This window comes from Pseudomonas bohemica (assembly GCF_002934685.1).
GTDB classification, from domain to species: Bacteria; Pseudomonadota; Gammaproteobacteria; order Pseudomonadales; family Pseudomonadaceae; genus Aquipseudomonas; species Aquipseudomonas bohemica.
Window position 1 is genome coordinate 52,149 of sequence record NZ_NKHL01000095.1, and the last position, 18,582, is coordinate 70,730.

Consider the following 18,582-nt stretch of genomic DNA (forward strand, 5'->3'; position numbering starts at 1 on the left):
TTTTCTCCTTAGAAGCCGGCCGGCGAGCGGGTGTGCCAGTCGGTTACCAACTGATATTGGTGAGCGACATTAAGCAGGCGGCCTTCCTCGAAGTACGGCGCGAGCAGTTGCACGCCCACTGGCAAGCCGTCGGCGAAGCCGGCTGGCATCGACAGGCCCGGCAAGCCCGCGAGGTTGGCAGTGATGGTGTAGAAGTCTTCCAGGTACGCGGAAATCGGGTCGGCGTTCTTGGCACCGATTTTCCAGGCCGGGTTCGGCGTGGTCGGGCCGAGGATCACATCGACGTCCTTGAAGGCATTCATGAAGTCGTTCTTGATCAGGCGACGAATCTTCTGCGCTTGCAGGTAGTAAGCGTCGTAGTAACCTGCAGACAGCGCATAGGCACCGACCATGATCCGGCGCTGCACTTCAGGGCCGAAGCCTTCGCCACGGGAGCGCTTGTACAGGTCGGTCAGGTCTTTCGGGTCTTCACAGCGATAGCCGAAGCGCACGCCGTCGAAACGCGACAGGTTCGAGGATGCCTCTGCCGGCGCGATCACATAATAAGCAGGGATCGCATGTTGCAGGTTCGGCAGGCTGACTTCGTTGACCACCGCGCCGAGCTTCTTCAGCTCTTCGACGCTGGCCATGACCAGGTCGGCGATGCGTGGGTCAAGACCGGCGCTGAAGTATTCCTTTGGTACGCCGATGCGCAGACCCTGCAGCGAATCGTTGAGGCTGGCGCTGTAATCAGGCACGGGTTCGTCGATGCTGGTGGAGTCGTTGATATCGAAACCGGCCATGCCCTGCAGCAGCAGCGCGCAGTCTTCGGCGGTGCGTGCCATCGGGCCGGCCTGATCCAGGCTCGATGCGTAGGCGATCATGCCCCAGCGCGAGACGCGACCGTAGGTCGGTTTCAGGCCGGTGAGGTTGGTCAGTGCGGCAGGCTGGCGAATCGAGCCGCCGGTGTCGGTGCCGGTGGCGGCAGGCAACAGACGAGCGGCAACCGCGGCAGCTGAGCCACCGGACGAACCGCCCGGTACGTGTTCCAGGTTCCACGGGTTCTTCACCGCGCCATAGTGGCTGGACTCGTTGGCCGAGCCCATGGCGAATTCGTCCATGTTGGTCTTGCCCAGAGTCACGGTGCCAGCGGCGGCCAGTTTGGCGACGACCGTGGCGTCATACGGGGCCTTGAAGTTGTCGAGCATCTTCGAGGCGCAGCTGGTGCGGATGCCCTTGGTGCAGAACAGGTCCTTGTGCGCCAGCGGGGCGCCCAGCAGTGCGCCATTCTCGCCTGCCGCGCGACGAGCGTCGGCGGCCTGGGCCTGAGTGATGGCCAGGTCTTCGGTGACGGAAATGAAGCTGTTGACCTGCGGGTCCAGCTGCGCGATGCGCGCCAGCAAGGTGCGGGTCAGTTCTTCAGAGGAAAACTTCTTGTCGGCGAGTCCGCGAGCGATCTCTGCCAGAGTCATTTGATGCATTGCAGGCTCATTCCCTTAGTCGATGACTTTCGGAACCAGATAAAGGCCGTCTTCGACCGCTGGTGCGATGGCTTGATAGGAATCGCGATGATTGGCTTCGCTGACCACGTCTTCACGCAGGCGTTGCGAGGCTTCAAGCGGGTGCGCGAGGGGTTCGATGCCGGCGGTGTCGACCGCCTGCATTTGGTCAACCAGCCCGAGAATGCTGTTCAGTGCTTCAGTAGTACGCGGGATATCGGCGTCATTGAGCCCCAGTCGGGCCAGATGAGCGATTTTTTCCACGTCGGAGCGATCAAGCGCCATGGGGTTCTCCAGTGGAATGCGTACGGAATGCACCGTACGTCAGATTGCGGAACACTACGCGATTTAGGCGGTCATAAGGCCGCGATCGTCGAAGGTAGTGCTCGGAAAACAGCCAATTTAGCATATTGGCTCCTTGCCCAAAATCCCTGTCGTTGTTAGAGTTTGCCGCACTTTTTTACCCACGCGTTCCCTAGGGTCCCTTTCCCATGTTCAAGAAACTGCGTGGCATGTTTTCCAGCGATCTTTCCATCGACCTGGGCACTGCCAACACCCTTATTTACGTGCGTGAGCGCGGTATTGTCCTGAACGAGCCATCGGTTGTGGCCATTCGGACCCACGGAAATCAGAAGAGCGTCGTTGCTGTCGGGATGGAAGCCAAGCGTATGCTGGGCCGTACCCCGGGCAACATCGCTGCCATTCGTCCGATGAAAGACGGCGTGATCGCCGATTTCAGCGTGTGCGAAAAGATGCTCCAGTACTTCATCAACAAAGTGCACGAAAACAGCTTCCTTCAGCCAAGCCCTCGCGTGTTGATCTGCGTACCTTGCAAGTCCACCCAGGTTGAGCGTCGCGCCATTCGCGAGTCGGCCCTGGGCGCCGGCGCACGTGAAGTATTCCTGATCGAAGAGCCAATGGCCGCTGCCATCGGTGCCGGCTTGCCGGTCGAAGAAGCCCGCGGCTCGATGGTCGTCGATATCGGTGGTGGTACCACTGAAATCGCCCTGATCTCGCTCAACGGCGTGGTTTACGCCGAATCCGTACGTGTGGGTGGCGACCGTTTCGACGAAGCGATCATCACCTATGTGCGTCGCAACTACGGCAGCCTTATCGGTGAATCCACCGCCGAGCGCATCAAGCAGGAGATCGGCACTGCCTACCCGGGCGGCGAAGTGCGTGAAGTCGACGTACGCGGTCGTAACCTGGCCGAGGGCGTGCCACGTGCGTTCACCCTGAACTCCAACGAAGTGTTGGAAGCGTTGCAGGAATCCCTGGCTACCATCGTTCAGGCGGTCAAGAGCGCCCTGGAGCAATCCCCTCCGGAACTGGCTTCGGACATCGCTGAGCGCGGTCTGGTGCTGACCGGAGGTGGTGCGTTGTTGCGTGACCTGGACAAGCTGCTGGCTCAGGAAACCGGTCTGCCGGTGATCGTCGCCGAAGACCCGCTGACCTGCGTCGCTCGTGGCGGTGGTCGTGCGCTGGAAATGATGGACAAGCACACCATGGACCTGCTCTCCAGCGAATAAGTCGCCGGATTGCTACTGTGTTGAGCTGAACGGGCGGCACTTCTCGGTGCTGCCTGTTCGTGTCTGATCTGCTGACGTCCTGCTGTTGTATTGAAAGCTCGATGCTGCAAGTCTGGCACTCCATATTTCCATCAATCCGCACCAGGCCGGTTTCATGTCGCATGAATAAGCACAGCCAAACACAAGCATCCCTGGAAGGAGCGGCCCATTAAACCGCTTTTCTCAAAGGGCCCGTCGCTGGGCGTTCGTCTGTTGGTGCTGGTCGTCCTCTCCGTGGCAGTCATGGTTGTGGACGCACGCTTCACGCTGCTCAAGCCTGTCCGCAGTCAGATGTCGCTGGTGCTGATGCAGTCCTACTGGATCGCCGATCTGCCCGAGCGTTTGTATCAGGGTGTTGCCAGCCAGTTCGGGAGCCGCACCGAACTTGCCGCCGATAACGAAAAACTCAAGACCGAGAACCTGCTGCTGCAAGGACGCCTGCAAAAGCTGGCTGCCCTGACCGAGCAGAACGTTCGGCTGCGCGAATTGCTCAATTCCTCCGCGCTGGTCAACGAGAAGGTCGAAGTCGCCGAGCTGATCGGCATGGACCCCAACCCTTTCACCCATCGCATCATCATCAACAAGGGCGAGCGCGACGGCGTGGTGCTGGGTCAGCCGGTGCTCGATGCGCGCGGGTTGATGGGGCAGGTGGTCGAACTGATGCCGTACACCTCCCGTGTGCTGCTGCTCACCGACGCCACCCACAGCATTCCGGTGCAGGTGAACCGTAACGGCCTGCGCGCGATCGCCAGCGGCACCGGCAACCCGGAGCGTTTGGAGTTGCGCCATGTGGCCGATACCGCCGACATCAAGGAAGGCGATCTGCTGGTGAGTTCCGGTCTGGGCCAGCGTTTCCCGGCAGGTTATCCAGTGGCGACGGTCAAGGAAGTGATTCACGATTCCGGCCAACCATTTGCCATCGTGCGTGCCGTGCCGACTGCCGCGCTGAACCGCAGCCGTTATCTGCTGCTGGTGTTCTCCGACGGCCGCTCGCCTGAAGAGCGCGCCGCCGATGCCGCGCAGCAACAGGAATCGCTGGACCGCCAGGCCGCCGATCCGTCCGCCGTGCCTTCAGCGACGGTACCGGGCGCAACGCCTGCGGCAACCCCCAACAAACCCGTGGTTCCGGCCACCGTGCCCAAGCCTGCCGCGACCGGCCACAGCACCTCATCGGCTCCGGCGGCTGCACCTGTTGCCACCCCGGCCGCTATGCCTGCCAAGCCCGCGGCAAGCAAACCCGCCGCCAAGCCACAGGCCAGGCCCGCCGCGACCAAACCGGCCACCCCGGCTGCCGCTCCCGCGGCGCCGCGCGCGAGGGAAGAATAATGGCTCGTCATGCTCCCGCACGGAACGGCTGGGTGGTCTGGTTGACCTTCGCCATCGGCCTGCTGCTCAGCGTCTCTCCGCTTCCGCAATTCATGGAAATCTTCCGCCCGCTTTGGCTCGCGCTGCTGCTGGCATTCTGGGCGCTGGCGCTGCCACACAAGATCGGCATGGTCACCGCGTGGATGCTGGGTCTGGCCGAAGATGTGCTCTACGGCACGCTCCTGGGACAGAACGCGTTGATCCTGACGCTGATCACCTTCCTGGTCCTGTCTCTGCAACAGCGGTTACGCATGTTCCCGATGTGGCAGCAATGCCTGGTGATTCTGGTGATCTTCGGCCTCGCGCAGTTGGTCCAGTTGTGGCTCAGCGCCTTGACTGGCAACCGCCAGCCGACCCTGGCCCTTGTATTGCCGGCGTTGGTCAGCGCCCTGCTCTGGCCTTGGGTCAGCTACGGGCTGCGCGGGTTGCGCTTGCGTTTGAAGGTCAATTGACGGGTTGCTTCTGGACTGCTTTTGATTCTGGCCGCAGGCCGTAGGAGCAAGCTTGCTTGCGATCTGGTGCGCAGCGACAGCAAAACCTGACAACCTTGTTGTATCAGACAGACCGCGTTCGCCGGTTTTACTGCCGGTTCCCGGCAGATCGCGAGCAAGCCTGCTTCCACGCCCTCCGGGCAGAAGCGGGGTCTGCGACAGAAACGAGAGCAAGCGTCACCCGTTTTCACCCAACGCCTAAGCTTGTGATCACTGACACGGAGACGTCCCATGCCCCAACTGCTTCTCGCCTCCGGCTCCCCGCGCCGTCGTGAATTGCTGACTCAGATCGGTGTGCCGTTCACCACGCTCAACGCGGATATCGACGAAACTGCGCTGCAGAACGAAACTCCGGCCGCATATGTCGAGCGTCTGGCCCGTGCCAAGGCCGATGCCGGTCTGCTGCAGTTGGCCAACGACCCCGCTTACCCCACCGCCTGCGTACTTGGTGCCGACACCGCCGTGGTGCTCGATGGCCGCATTCTCGGCAAGCCTGCCGACGAGGCCGAATCCCTGGCCATGCTCGCCGCCCTGTCCCACCGTGAACATGAAGTGCTGACCGCCATCGCCGTGGTGGACGAACAGCATTGTGAAACCCGCGTGGTCAGCAGTCGCGTGCATTTGCGCGCGATCTCTGCCGAAGAAGCCCGCGCTTATTGGGCCAGTGGCGAGCCGCAGGACAAGGCGGGCAGTTACGGCATTCAAGGGCTGGGCGCCGTCTTCGTGGAAAACCTCAGCGGCAGTTATTCCGCCGTCGTCGGCTTGCCGTTGTGCGAAACCGCAGAAATTCTCCAGCGTTTCGGCATACCCTGTTGGCAATGCCTGGAAGGTGACAAGCCATGAGTGAAGAGATTCTGATCAACATCACGCCGATGGAGTCGCGCGTGGCCGTCGTTGAGAACGGGGTTTTGCAGGAAGTACATGTCGAACGGACCCAGCGTCGCGGGATCGTCGGCAACATCTACAAAGGCAAGGTCGTGCGCGTGCTGCCTGGCATGCAGGCAGCGTTCATCGACATCGGCCTGGATCGCGCCGCCTTCATCCACGCCTCGGAAATTTCCATGCGCGAAGGGCCAGCGGTGGAAACCATCAGCTCGCTGGTGCACGAAGGCCAGAGCCTGGTGGTGCAGGTCACCAAGGACCCGATCGGCAGCAAAGGCGCACGTTTGACCACGCAGCTGTCGATTCCTTCGCGCTATCTGGTCTATATGCCACGTACGGCTCACGTTGGGATCTCCTTGAAGATCGAGGACGAAGCCGAGCGTGAACGGCTCAAGCAGGTCGTCAGCGATTGCGTGGCCAAGGAAGGGATCAAGGAGAAAGGCGGTTTCATCCTGCGCACGGCCGCCGAGGGCGCGGGCGCCGACGAGATCATGATGGATATCCGCTACCTGCGCCGCCTCTGGGATCAGATCGGCGAGCAGATCAAGACCATCAACCCAGCCAGTGTCATCTACGAAGACCTGGGCCTGGCGCTGCGCACCTTGCGTGATCTGGTCAGCCCGCGCATCGAGAAAATCCGCATCGACTCCCGGGAAACCTTCCAGAAAACCACCCAGTTCGTCGGCGAGCTGATGCCGGAAATCGCCGATCGTCTTGAGCATTATCCCGGCGAGCGGCCAATTTTTGATCTGTATGGCGTCGAAGACGAGATCCAGAAGGCGCTGGAGCGCAAGGTGCCGCTCAAGTCGGGCGGCTATTTGGTGATCGATCCAGCCGAAGCGATGACCACCATCGACGTCAACACCGGCGCATTCGTCGGTCATCGCAACCTCGAAGAGACCATCTTCAAGACCAACCTGGAAGCGGCGACCGCCATCGCCCGGCAGATGCGCCTGCGCAATCTGGGCGGGATCATCATCATCGATTTCATCGACATGGAAGATGGCGAGCACCAGCGTCAGGTGCTGCGTACGCTGGAGAAGCAGCTGGAGCGCGATCACGCCAAGACCAACATCATCGGCATCACTGAGTTGGGCCTGGTGCAGATGACCCGCAAGCGTACCCGTGAAAGCCTTGAGCAGGTGTTGTGCGAGCCGTGCAGCAGTTGTCAGGGCCGCGGCAAGCTGAAGACTCCTGAAACCATCTGCTACGAGATATTCCGCGAGATCCTGCGCGAGGCGCGCGCCTATCAGGCGGTGGGGTATCGGGTGCTGGCCAACCAGAAAGTGGTCGACCGGCTGCTCGATGAAGAATCCGGCAACGTGGCCGAACTTGAGGTGTTCATCGGGCGGACCATTCGTTTTCAGGTCGAAACCATGTATTCCCAGGAACAATACGACGTCGTGCTGCTCTGATTCTGCTCGAAACGTTGCTTGAACGCAGCGCTCCGAGCATCGTGCGGTTATTGAACCGATAGACATGAGCCCAAGGGCCGACGGCAGGGATGCCCTTTACAGAGAATTTTGCGTGGCGAACGAGCTTTTCCAGGACTTTCCCCCAACCGCACGATTGAGCCGGATGCCGTTTGCAGGCTCGCTGCCTGGAGGCTTGGCGCCATGGAGCGTCTGACGCGTTGGCTCGCCGCTCTGACACGTTGGGGCCTGAGCCTGTGTGCGCTGGTTTTGGTGTTGATAGCGTTATACGTCAGCATCGGGCGTCAGTTGGCGCCGATGGTTGCCGAATACCGTGCGGACGTCGAAAGCAAGGCACAGGCAGCCGTCGGCATGCCGGTCAGTATCGGTCGTCTTGAAGGCAGCTGGAGCGGCTTTGCGCCAATCTTCGTTGCACGTGACGTGATGGTCGGCCAGGGCTCGGCCTCGGTGCGTCTGGATCACGTACGCGCGGTGCCTGATCTGTGGGGCAGTATCAAGGCCCGACAAGTGCGCATCGCCCGGCTCGAACTCGATGGCCTGCAACTGGGCCTCAAGGAAGACAAGGACGGTCATTGGGCGCTGCAAGGCCTGCCGGTTCAGGACGACAAACCGTTCGATCCCGAACAGGTGCTGACCCAGATGCAAATGATCTCGACGCTGTCGTTGTTCGACAGCCAGATCACCTTGCAGCCCTACGAGCAATCGCCGCTGACCCTGACCTACGCGAGCATGACCCTCAAGACCGGGCGTTTCCATCAGCGCCTGGATGCGCGGCTGACCCTGCCTGACGGCCAGCCACTGTCGCTGAACGTTCGCTCCCGAATCCGCGCGAACGCCTGGCGCGATGCCGAGGCTGAGGCCTATTTGAGCCTGCCGCAAAGCGAGTGGTCCAGGTGGCTGCCGAAAAGCCTGACCCATGACTGGAAAATCAACAACCTCAAGGCCGGCGGCGAGTTCTGGCTGACCTGGGACAAGGGCAATCTGCAATCGGCAGTGGGCCGGCTCAACGCGCCGCATTTCGAGGGCGCCTACGCCGACCGCAACGCCGCGAAGATCGACAATCTGGCGCTCAACGCCTGGTTTCAGCGCGATGACGCCGGGTTCACCCTGACGCTGAATTCTGTGGCCATGGACATCGCCAACAAGCGTTGGGAAAGCAGCCTTCAGCTCAGACAGACCTTAGCGACTTCAGACACTGAAGAGTTGTGGCACGTACAGGCTGATCGGCTGGATCTGACGCCCGTGACGCCATTGCTCGACTCCCTGGCGCCGCTGCCGGACAAACTGATGGTGGCCCTCGATCACCTGAAGGTCACCGGTGCCATGCGCAACGTTCTGGTCGACTACCGCCCGCAAGCCGAAGGCGCCAAGCGTCTGAGCTTTGCCGCCAATCTGGACAAGGTCGGATTCAACGCCTACCACGGTGCGCCTGCGGCCGGAAATGTCAGCGGCGCGATCAGTGGCGATCTTGGGCAGGGTGAACTGCGTCTGAACACTGACGATTTCATGTTGCACCTGGACCCGATCTTCAAGAATGCCTGGAATTATCGCCACGCCGATGCGCGTTTGACCTGGGCTCTGGATGACAATGGTTTTACCCTGGTCGCCCCTTACATCAAGGTGGTCGGCGACGAGGGCAAGATTGCCAGCGATTTCTTGATCCGCCTGCACTTCGATCAAAGCCAGGAGGACTACATGGACCTTCGCGTCGGGCTGGTCGATGCCGACGGTCGCTACACCTCCAAATACCTGCCTGCGGTACTCAGTCCGGCGCTGGACCAGTGGCTGCGCACTGCGATACTCAGCGGCGACGTCGATCAGAGTTTTTTCCAGTATCAAGGCTCGCTCAACCACGATGCGCCGGATGTGGCCCGGGTCATCAGCCTGTTTTTCAAAGTGCGCAATGCCAATCTGGCATTCCAGCCGGGGTGGCCGCAGCTGACCGGCGTGGACGGCAATGTGTTCGTCGAAAACAGCGGCGTGCGCATCCGCGCCACCAAGGGGCAGTTGCAGGGCACTCAAGTGCGTAATGTCGCGGTGGATGTGCCTCATGTAGCGACCGGGCAGACCAGTCATCTGCTGGTGGACGGCGACTTCGATGGCAGCCTGCACGATGGCATGAAAATTTTGCAGGAGGCTCCGATCGGTACCGCGCAGACCTTCGCCGGCTGGCAGGCCGAGGGGCCGCTGCAGGGGCATATCAATCTGGACATTCCGCTGGTCAAGGGCCAGGAGCCGAAGGTCGCGGTGGACTTCAATACCGACAACGCACACCTGAAGCTGGCGGATCCGGTGCTCGACCTGACCCAGCTCAAGGGCAACTTTCGCTTCGATTACGCCAAGGGCCTGAGCGGCAAGAACATCAAGGCCACGGCTTTCGACAAACCGGTCAATGCCGAGATCTTCGCCGAAGGCAAACCGGGGGCGCCGGTGACGCGCATCACGGCCAGTAGTCAGATCGCTGCAAAGCGCCTGACCGACTGGCTGAATGTCACCCAGCCACTGCCGGTTTCGGGCGACCTGCCGTATCAACTGCAATTGACCCTCAACAGTGGCGACAGCCCGTTGCAGATCAATTCCAACCTCAAAGGCGTGGCAGTGGATCTGCCTGCACCTTTCGGCAAAACCGCCGATGACACCCGCGACACCGATTTTCGCATGAATCTGCAAGGACCCGAGCGGCGCATCACGGTGGGTTACGGCGGTCTCGCGAATCTGGCTTTCGCGGCGCCGGCCGGCAAGATAGGCGACGGACGCGGAGAACTGTTCCTCGGGCAGGGCGGGGCGATCGTTCCTGATGGAAAAGGGCTGCGTATCCGTGGCTCGCTCTCTGAGCTGGATATTGCTCCATGGCAGGCAATGGTCGAGCGTTATGCCGGCAATGATCCGGGCGGCAGCACCCAACAGCTGGTCAACAGCCTCGATCTGCAGATCGGCAAGCTGACCGCGATGGGCACAACGCTGGATCAGGTCAATGTCCAGCTAAAGCGCAGTGACGCCAGTTGGGGCCTGTCGCTGGACAGCGCGAAGCTCAAAGGCACTGCGACCCTGCCGGACAACAAGGCTATGCCTGCCGATATTGACCTGCTCTATGTGCGTCTGCCGGCAGCGGACCCCAAACCCGTCGTTATCGAAAACGCCCCTGATCCGTTGGCTGACGTTGACCCGCGTAATATTCCGGCGCTGAACATCAAAATCACTCAGCTGTTCCAGGGCGATCAACTGATGGGCGCGTGGTCGCTCAAGGTAAGACCGACGCCCAAAGGCATTCAGTTGACTGACATGGATCTGGGCCTCAAAGGCATATCGCTGGTTGGCAACGGCGGCTGGGAAGGCGCGCCGGGTTCGACCAGCAGCTGGTTCAAGGGCCAGGTGGCTGGCAAGAATCTGGCGGACGTGTTGAAGGCGTGGGGTTTTGCGCCGACGGTAACCAGTCAGGAATTCGAGATGAACGCCGATGGCCGCTGGCCGGGTTCGCCAGCCTGGGTCGGCCTCAAGCGTTATTCCGGCAGCCTCGATGCGACGCTCAAGAACGGCCAGTTCGTTGAAGTGGAGGGCGGCGCCCAGGCCCTTCGCGTATTCGGGCTGCTCAACTTCAACTCCATCGGCCGTCGTCTGCGCCTGGATTTCTCGGACTTGCTGAGCAAAGGGCTGAGCTATGACAGGGTCAAAGGGCTGTTAGTGGCCAGTGACGGTGTGTATGTCACCCGTGATCCAATCACTATGATCGGCCCGTCGAGCAATCTGGAGCTCAACGGCACGCTGGATATGGTCCGCGACCGGGTCGATGCCAAGTTGCTGGTGACCCTGCCGGTGACCAACAACTTGCCGATTGCCGCGCTGATCGTCGGCGCACCGGCGATTGGCGGCGCGCTGTTTCTGGTCGACAAACTGCTGGGCGATCGCGTGGCGCGTTTTGCCAGCGTGCAATACAAGGTCGAAGGCCCGTGGAAAGAACCTAAAATCACTTTCGACAAGCCGTTCGAAAAGCCGCAGTAGCCAAATGCATGGCCTGCGTCGGTGGTTGGGCTGATGCAGATCCGTTGAAGTGAGCTTGCTCACGAAAGGGCGGTACATCCACCTCATCTGCCGAGGCTGTGATGCCGCATTCGTGAGCAAGCTCACTCCCACAGATGTTCTCATCTGCTGCACCTTCTGGAGTAGAGTACAGAGCCTGTCGATCAAGGAGCACTTATGTCCTTCGCTGTGATTCAGATGGTCAGTCAGAGCGATGTCCTGGGCAATCTGGCTCAGGCTCGTGCGTTGCTGGAACAGGCCGCGGCGTCCGGCGCGAAGCTTGCGGTCTTGCCGGAAAACTTCGCTGCGATGGGCCGTCGCGACATCGCGGCCATCGGCCGTGCTGAAGCTTTCGGCGAAGGACCGATCCTGCCGTGGTTGAAACTCGCCGCTCGCGACCTCAAGTTATGGGTTGTCGCCGGAACATTGCCGCTGCCACCTCGAGGTCGGCCGCAAGGCAAAGTCACGGCGTGTTCGCTATTGGTCGACGATCACGGCGAACAGGTGGCGCGCTACGACAAGCTGCACCTGTTCGACGTAGACGTGGCCGATGCGCGCGGGCGTTATCGTGAGTCCGACGACTATGCTCATGGCAGCAACGTGGTAGTGGCCGATACGCCTGTGGGAAAACTGGGGCTGACCGTGTGTTACGACCTGCGCTTCCCGGAGCTGTACACCGCCCTGCGTGAAGCCGGGGCCGAACTGATTACCGCGCCGTCGGCCTTTACCGCCGTGACTGGCGCGGCGCACTGGGAGATCCTGCTGCGCGCGCGTGCCATCGAAACCCAGTGCTACGTGCTGGCGGCCGCGCAGGGCGGCGTTCATCCAGGGCCAAGGGAAACATTTGGACACGCGGCGATCATAGATCCATGGGGCCGCGTGTTGGCCGAACAGGCACAGGGTGAAGCCGTGCTGCTGGCCGAACGAGACAGTGAAGAACAAGCGTCCATACGGGCGCGAATGCCGGTCACCAACCACCGGCGATTTTTTTTGCAGGACGCCTTGCGGCCTGCCAATACCCCGGAGTGAATATGAGCGACTTGTCCTCTGTCAGCGAACACCTTCTGGCGCCAGGCGGCCTGAGCATCGACAGCCTGCAATCGGTGCTGGGAGAGCTTGCCGGGCCCGGGATCGACGCGGCTGATCTGTATTTCCAGGGCCAGATTTCCGAGTCCTGGGCGCTGGAAGACGGCATCGTCAAGGAAGGCAGTTTCAATCTCGACCAAGGCGTTGGCGTGCGCGCGCAGTCTGGCGAAAAAACCGGCTTCGCCTACAGCAACGCCATCACCCCCGAGGCCCTGAGCCAGGCGGCGCGTGCAGCCCGTTCGATTTCGCGCGCCGGGCAGAATGGCCGCGTGCAAGCGTTCACCACTCAAGACGTCACCCAGCTGTACGCGCCGGATAATCCGCTGGAAGTCATGACCCGTGCCGAAAAAGTCGAGCTGCTCAAACGTGTCGACACGGCCACCCGCGCGCTGGACCCACGTATTCAGCAGGTCACCGTGAGCATGGCCGGTGTCTGGGAACGCATTCTGGTGGCTTCCACCGACGGTGGCCTCGCTGCCGACACTCGCCCGTTGGTGCGCTTCAACGTCAGCGTGATCGTCGAGCAGAACGGCCGTCGCGAGCGTGGCGGTCATGGCGGCGGCGGACGTACCGATTACCGTTATTTCCTCAGCGAAGACCGCGCCATGGGCTATGCCCGCGAGGCACTGCGTCAGGCGCTGGTCAACCTTGAAGCGATCCCCGCGCCTGCTGGCACGCTGCCGGTGGTACTCGGTTCGGGCTGGTCCGGCGTGCTGCTGCACGAAGCGGTCGGGCATGGCCTGGAAGGCGACTTCAACCGCAAGGGCAGTTCGGCCTACAGCGGTCGCATGGGCGAAATGGTCGCCTCCAGGCTATGCACCATCGTCGATGACGGCACCCTGGCCGGTCGTCGTGGCTCGCTGAGTGTCGACGATGAAGGCACCCGGACCGAATGCACCACGCTGATCGAGAATGGCGTGCTCAAGGGCTACATGCAGGACAAGCTCAACGCGCGGCTAATGGGCGTCGCCCGCACCGGCAACGGTCGTCGCGAGTCCTACGCGCACCTGCCGATGCCGCGCATGACCAACACCTACATGCTCGGCGGTCAGAGCGATCCGGCGGAAATCATCGCCTCGGTGAAGAAGGGCATCTACTGCGCCAACCTGGGCGGCGGTCAGGTCGATATCACTAGCGGCAAGTTCGTCTTTTCCACCAGCGAAGCCTATTTGATCGAGGACGGCAAAATCACCACGCCGGTCAAAGGCGCGACGCTGATTGGCAACGGTCCTGAATGCATGAGCCGGGTGTCGATGGTCGGCAACGACCTATCGCTGGACAGCGGCGTGGGTACCTGTGGCAAGGATGGGCAGTCGGTGCCGGTGGGTGTGGGTCAGCCGACCCTGAAGATCGATGCGATCACCGTGGGCGGCACAGGCGCTTGATGCTGGGGTCTTGACGAGCGTTGCGCCGGGTGAAGTGTCACTCGGCGCAGCAGGTTCAACGCAGTCCGCGCTTGGTTTCGTCCAGTTCGCGGATGTATTTGAAGATTTTGCGGGTTGCGGTAGGGGCCTTGTTTTGTCTGGCCTCGTGCTGGGCGTGACGGATCAGCGAGCGCAGGTGCTGACGATCGGCTTCCGGGTATTCGCTGACGAATTGTTCGAGCACATCGTCAGTACCGGTCACCAGTCGATCGCGCCAGCGTTCCAGATTGTGGAAGCGCTCGTTGTATTGGCGCGTGGAGGCATCGAGCTGATCGAGCAGCACCAGGATCTCGTCCAGGTTTTGATCGCGCATCAGCCGGCCGATGAATGAAATATGGCGTTTGCGCGCGATATGCGCGGTGTGCTTGGGAGCATCGGCCAGTGCCCGACGCAACTCGTCGGTCAGTGGCAGCTTGGCCAGCACATCGGGTTTGAATGTCGTCAAGCGTTCGCCCAGATCCACCAGAGCGTGTAGCTCTTTTTTGACCTGGGTTTTGCTTTTCTCTCCGTCGAAGGAGTCGTCGTAAGAATCAACCATGGGGGCAGTCCGCAAATAAACGCCGCCATGATAACCAGTCAGGGGCCAATTGTCCGGCCCGGCTGCCGAAATCGGAATTTGATGGAGTAAGTCATGAGTGCATCAGAAAGCGTCGGCCCACAGGCCCTGCCGGCACTGCAACAGCAGGTTGAGCAAATCGTCGCCGAAGCCAGGCGTCAGGGCGCGACGGCCTGCGAAGTCGCGGTGTCCGTGGATCAGGGGCTGTCGACCTCGGTGCGTCAGCGTGAAGTCGAAACCGTCGAGTTCAACCGCGACCACGGTTTCGGCATCACCTTGTACGTCGGGCAGCGCAAAGGCTCGGCCAGCACCTCGGCCAGCGGTCCTGACGCGATTCGTGAAACCGTCGCCGCTGCACTGGCCATCGCCAAACACACCTCCGAAGACGAAAGCTCGGGCCTCGCCGACGCTGCGCTGATGGCCAAGGAACAACCGGATTTCGATCTGTTCCACCCCTGGAATATCAGCCCGGAAGAAGCCATCGAGCGTGCGCTGATCTGTGAAGCGGCGGCATTCGATGCCGACAGCCGGATCAAGAATGCCGACGGCACCACGCTGAATGTGCATCAGGGGTGCCGGGTCTACGGCAACAGCCACGGCTTCATCGGCGGCTACGCTTCGACCCGTCACAGCCTCAGCTGCGTGATGATCGCCGAGAAAGACGGCCAGATGCAGCGCGATTACTGGTACGACGTCAGCCGCCAGGGAGAGCTGTTGATGGACGGCAGACTGATCGGGCAGAAAGCCGCCGAGCGCGCTGCGAGCCGCCTGGGTGCGCGTCCGGTCCCGACCTGCGAAGTGCCGGTGCTGTTTTCGGCTGAGCTGGCGGGTGGTCTGTTCGGCAGCTTCCTGGGTGCGATCTCCGGCGGCAATCTGTATCGCAAGTCGTCGTTCCTCGAAGGCGCTATTGGTCAGCGGCTGTTCCCGGAATGGATGACCATCGACGAGCGCCCGCATCTGATGCGCGCCATGGGTAGCTCGGCGTTTGACGGTGACGGGCTGGCGACCTATGCCAAACCGTTCGTCGAAAACGGCGATCTGGTGTCCTACATCCTCAGCACCTACTCGGGCCGCAAGCTAGGCCTGCCTAGCACGGCAAACGCGGGCGGCGTGCACAACCTGTTCGTCTCCCATGGCACCGAAGACCAGGCAGCGCTGATCCGGCGCATGGGCCGTGGCCTGCTGGTCACTGAGCTGATGGGCAGCGGGTTGAATATGGTGACCGGCGATTATTCCCGCGGCGCGGCAGGTTTCTGGGTGGAGAACGGCGAAATTAAGTTCCCGGTCCAGGAAGTCACCATTGCCGGCAACATGCGCGACATGTTCAAGCAGATCGTTGCCGTTGGCAGCGATCTGGAGCTGCGCAGCAATATCCGCACCGGTTCGGTGTTGATTGAAAAGATGATGGTGGCGGGGAGCTGAGTGTTCCCACCGTCAACGCATTCCCGCAAAGGCCTGCACTGGTTTCGGTGCAGGCCTTTTTATTGCGCGCAAGCGCCCACAGGTGAGTCTCATCATTGCGGATAACCAGTCCCAAGAATGATTCCAAGCCTGGTTCAACACGCCATAACAATCTCCCCTCAAAATGCCGGGTTGTTTTGATTCTTAAACTCATTTAATAATGACTATCATTCGCTAAATGAGCCTGAGGTCATGGGTACTGTCCTGCACGAGTCGCCTTATCTGGAAAACTGGCGTGCGCTGAGTCTGCGGATTCGCTGTGCCCTCGATCCCGACGAGCCGCGTGTCATCGAGCATTACCTGGCCGAGGGTCGTTATCTCGCACGTTTCACCGCCACCCCGCAGGTGTTGATCGCCGAAAGCACCTTTCGCCTGCTGATCGATACCGCCCGCGACACCGCTTTGCCCTGGCACTGGCGCTGCCTCTGTCTGGACCAGGCATGGCGCCCCTTGCGCGACCTGCAGGCTCTCGCGCAGTCCGCGTCGCAATGTCAGCGCTGGCAGGATTTCTCCCATCAGCTGGCAACCTGCGTGTTGCAACCCTCAGTGTCTCTCGCTGAGCTGACACAAGGATCTGTCGATGAGCAATACCCGTACTAAACGCGGCGGCATGGTGAGTTGCATGGCCTTGCGTCCGACTGCCTGCTACCGACCACGTCACAGGAGACACGCCATGGAGCATTGGAAAAGCACCATTCTGAAAGGCAATAGCTGCTTCAACCGTGGCGACCTGGTCGACGCCCGCGAGCTGTATCTGCAGGCGCTGGCCCTGGCGCAGGTGCTGCTGGAACGTTGGTCCGACCCCGACGAAGCGGTAGCGGCGTTCGTGATTTCCCACCACAACCTGGCGGACCTGCACCTGAGCCTGAATCAGCCGGAGGAGAGCGCCGAGTACCTGTGTTCGGCGCATCAACGCCTGCTGCAAGTGCTCCAGACCCCGCGCCTGACGCCTGCATTGCGTCAGGCCGCGTTCCGTCACAGCAACAAAACCTACAGCGAACTGTTGGGCTTCATCAGTGAACACGGTGAATACCCAAGCACCCGCCGCCTGCTCAACAGCAGCGGCGAACACTCACGTTCGGCGCTACAGCGCAATGCCGCTGCCGCCGGCACTTTGTCCTTTGGAGTCCATTGATATGCCGTATACCTTGCCTGCCTTGCCATACGCCTACGATGCCCTTGAGCCGCACATCGATGCGCAAACCATGGAAATCCACTACACCAAGCACCACCAGACCTACATCAACAACCTCAACGCTGCCGTCGATGGCACTGAATACGCCGAATGGCCGATCGAAAAACTGGTCGCAAGCGTCGGTCAGTTGCCGGAAAAACTGCGTCCGGCGGTGATCAACCAGGGCGGCGGTCACGCCAACCACTCGCTGTTCTGGGAAGTCATGAGCCCTAAGGGCGGCGGTCTTCCGACGGGCGACCTGGCCAAAGCCATCGACGAGCAACTGGGCGGGATCGAGGCCTTCAAAGAGGCGTTCACCAAAGCCGCGCTGACCCGTTTCGGCAGCGGCTGGGCCTGGCTGAGCGTGACCCCAGAGAAGAAGCTGGTGGTCGAGAGCAGCGGCAATCAGGACAGCCCGCTGATGAACGGCAACACGCCGATCCTTGGTCTGGATGTTTGGGAGCACGCCTACTACTTGCGCTACCAGAACCGTCGCCCGGAATACATCGCCGCGTTCTATAACGTTGTGAACTGGGACGAAGTCGCAAAGCGCTATCAAGTAGCGGTCGCCTGACCTACCGATAACGAGAAGTAAGGCGGTCTATGCGCTCGGAGTTTCTAACAATCAGCAGCGGACGGTTGCTTCGTCTGGCCGTGGGTTCGATTCTGTTAATGGCCGGCACGGGGTTGCTGATCGCTCAGGGGTTGTCGTGGTTCAGTCTTGAACCACGAATGTTGCGAGCGCTGGAAGGCGGCGCGATTTGCGCGCTGGGTACAGCCCTGGGGGCGGTGCCTGTGTTGGTGATTCGCGGAATGCCGGTGGCAGTGTCCGACGGATTGCTGGGTTTCGGCGCGGGGATCATGCTCGCCGCGACCGCTTTCTCCTTGATCGTGCCGGGTTTGAGCGCGGCTCAAGGTCTGGGCTTCTCGCAATGGGGCGCTGGCGCTCTGATCAGCCTCGGCATTCTGGCCGGGGCGGCCGGGCTGTTCATGGTCGACGCGCTGGTCTCGCAAGGTCCGCATCTGGCGGATGTTGCAGAAAAACCGGCGATCCCTTCGAATATTTGGCTGTTCGTCATTGCGATCATCGCCCATAACATCCCGGAAGGTATGGCAGTGGGTGTCTCGGCCGGAGGTGGGCTGGCCCATGCCGACAGTCTGGCGATGGGGATCGCCATGCAGGATGTGCCGGAAGGGCTGGTGATCGCGCTGGTTCTCGCAGCGGCGGGTATGTCCCGGCTCAACGCCTTTCTGATCGGTGCAGCTTCGGGACTGGTCGAGCCGGTATTCGCCGTGCTTTGCGCCTGGCTGGTGGAAATCGCGGCGTGGCTGCTGCCAATCGGTCTGGCCCTGGCGGCGGGGGCGATGCTGCTGGTGGTAACCCACGAAATCATCCCCGAGTCGCGCCGCAGCGGGCACGACAAGATCGCCAGCCTCGCGCTGCTTGTCGGGTTTTGCCTGATGATGCTGATGGATACGGCGTTGGCGTGAGTTCGGTGAGCTTTGGGAAGTGAGCTTGCTCACGAAGAGGGGGTCAGACGCTGAAGCTGTTGAAAAATGTACCGGCGTCTTCGTGAGCAAGCTCACTCCCACAAAGGCTCATGCGGTTGTCGAAAAAATTCAATTTTGCCCCAGTCTCGAAACGGT

At 61.2% G+C, this 18,582-nt stretch carries 16 protein-coding genes; 13 read left to right on the forward strand and 3 right to left on the reverse strand.

Annotation, left to right across the window (positions count from 1 at the left end; genetic code table 11):
• Nucleotides 1-8: 8 nt before the first annotated feature.
• Both gatA and gatC read right to left on the reverse strand, forming a co-directional pair.
• Nucleotides 9-1,460 (reverse strand): Asp-tRNA(Asn)/Glu-tRNA(Gln) amidotransferase subunit GatA, encoded by a 1,452-nt coding sequence (gatA, locus tag CE491_RS08010; RefSeq protein ID WP_110947814.1) that lies wholly within the window; start codon nucleotides 1,458-1,460, stop codon nucleotides 9-11.
• 15 nt (nucleotides 1,461-1,475) lie between these two features.
• A complete protein-coding gene (gene gatC, locus CE491_RS08015; RefSeq protein ID WP_110947815.1) occupies nucleotides 1,476-1,763 on the reverse strand; it encodes an Asp-tRNA(Asn)/Glu-tRNA(Gln) amidotransferase subunit GatC in 288 nt (95 codons plus the stop codon).
• A gap of 206 nt (nucleotides 1,764-1,969) precedes the next feature.
• On the opposite strand from gatC, the gene mreB reads away from it, so the two are divergent.
• The 8 genes from mreB (at nucleotide 1,970) to tldD (ending at nucleotide 13,705) form a co-directional block, all read left to right on the forward strand.
• Nucleotides 1,970-3,007 carry a rod shape-determining protein MreB gene (mreB, locus tag CE491_RS08020; RefSeq protein ID WP_020292894.1) on the forward strand — a complete coding sequence of 346 codons (1,038 nt, stop codon included), beginning with the start codon at nucleotides 1,970-1,972 and terminating at the stop codon, nucleotides 3,005-3,007.
• Between the two features lie 237 nt (nucleotides 3,008-3,244).
• On the forward strand, nucleotides 3,245-4,372 hold the full coding sequence (mreC, locus tag CE491_RS08025; protein WP_234407543.1) for a rod shape-determining protein MreC: 1,128 nt from the start codon (nucleotides 3,245-3,247) through the stop codon (nucleotides 4,370-4,372).
• Complete coding sequence (gene mreD / locus CE491_RS08030; protein WP_110947817.1) at nucleotides 4,372-4,863, forward strand: rod shape-determining protein MreD; 492 nt, start codon at nucleotides 4,372-4,374, stop codon at nucleotides 4,861-4,863. The genes mreC and mreD overlap by 1 nt, the downstream gene beginning before the upstream one ends.
• Before the next feature lie 270 nt (nucleotides 4,864-5,133).
• Nucleotides 5,134-5,745, forward strand: a complete 612-nt coding sequence (locus tag CE491_RS08040; protein WP_110947819.1) for a Maf family protein — start codon at nucleotides 5,134-5,136, stop codon at nucleotides 5,743-5,745.
• Complete coding sequence (gene rng, locus CE491_RS08045; RefSeq protein ID WP_110947820.1) at nucleotides 5,742-7,199, forward strand: ribonuclease G; 1,458 nt, start codon at nucleotides 5,742-5,744, stop codon at nucleotides 7,197-7,199. The genes CE491_RS08040 and rng overlap by 4 nt, the downstream gene beginning before the upstream one ends.
• Nucleotides 7,200-7,400: 201 nt before the next feature.
• Complete coding sequence (locus CE491_RS08050) at nucleotides 7,401-11,216, forward strand: YhdP family protein (protein WP_110947821.1); 3,816 nt, start codon at nucleotides 7,401-7,403, stop codon at nucleotides 11,214-11,216.
• Between the two features lie 195 nt (nucleotides 11,217-11,411).
• The gene (locus CE491_RS08055) at nucleotides 11,412-12,263 is read left to right on the forward strand and encodes a carbon-nitrogen hydrolase family protein (RefSeq protein ID WP_110947822.1); all 852 of its coding nucleotides are present in this window, start codon (nucleotides 11,412-11,414) and stop codon (nucleotides 12,261-12,263) included.
• Nucleotides 12,264-12,265: 2 nt separating this feature from the next.
• Entirely contained in the window at nucleotides 12,266-13,705 is a 1,440-nt protein-coding gene (gene tldD / locus CE491_RS08060) for a metalloprotease TldD (RefSeq protein ID WP_110947823.1), read from the forward strand.
• Nucleotides 13,706-13,760: 55 nt separating this feature from the next.
• On the opposite strand, the gene yjgA is transcribed toward tldD, so the two are convergent.
• The gene (gene yjgA, locus CE491_RS08065) at nucleotides 13,761-14,282 is read right to left on the reverse strand and encodes a ribosome biogenesis factor YjgA (RefSeq protein ID WP_110947824.1); all 522 of its coding nucleotides are present in this window, start codon (nucleotides 14,280-14,282) and stop codon (nucleotides 13,761-13,763) included.
• Between the two features lie 93 nt (nucleotides 14,283-14,375).
• On the opposite strand from yjgA, the gene pmbA reads away from it, so the two are divergent.
• From pmbA to CE491_RS08090, 5 genes are all read left to right on the forward strand, one after another.
• Nucleotides 14,376-15,722: a metalloprotease PmbA gene (gene pmbA / locus CE491_RS08070; protein ID WP_110947825.1), complete on the forward strand. Its 1,347-nt coding sequence runs from the start codon at nucleotides 14,376-14,378 to the stop codon at nucleotides 15,720-15,722.
• 231 nt (nucleotides 15,723-15,953) lie between these two features.
• Nucleotides 15,954-16,361, forward strand: a complete 408-nt coding sequence (locus CE491_RS08075; protein WP_110947826.1) for a FagA protein — start codon at nucleotides 15,954-15,956, stop codon at nucleotides 16,359-16,361.
• A 73-nt stretch (nucleotides 16,362-16,434) separates the two neighbouring features.
• Nucleotides 16,435-16,896: a hypothetical protein gene (locus CE491_RS08080; protein ID WP_110947827.1), complete on the forward strand. Its 462-nt coding sequence runs from the start codon at nucleotides 16,435-16,437 to the stop codon at nucleotides 16,894-16,896.
• A gap of 1 nt (nucleotide 16,897) precedes the next feature.
• Complete coding sequence (locus tag CE491_RS08085; protein WP_110947828.1) at nucleotides 16,898-17,509, forward strand: superoxide dismutase; 612 nt, start codon at nucleotides 16,898-16,900, stop codon at nucleotides 17,507-17,509.
• A gap of 29 nt (nucleotides 17,510-17,538) precedes the next feature.
• Entirely contained in the window at nucleotides 17,539-18,426 is an 888-nt protein-coding gene (locus tag CE491_RS08090; protein WP_110947829.1) for a ZIP family metal transporter, read from the forward strand.
• Nucleotides 18,427-18,582: the final 156 nt, after the last annotated feature.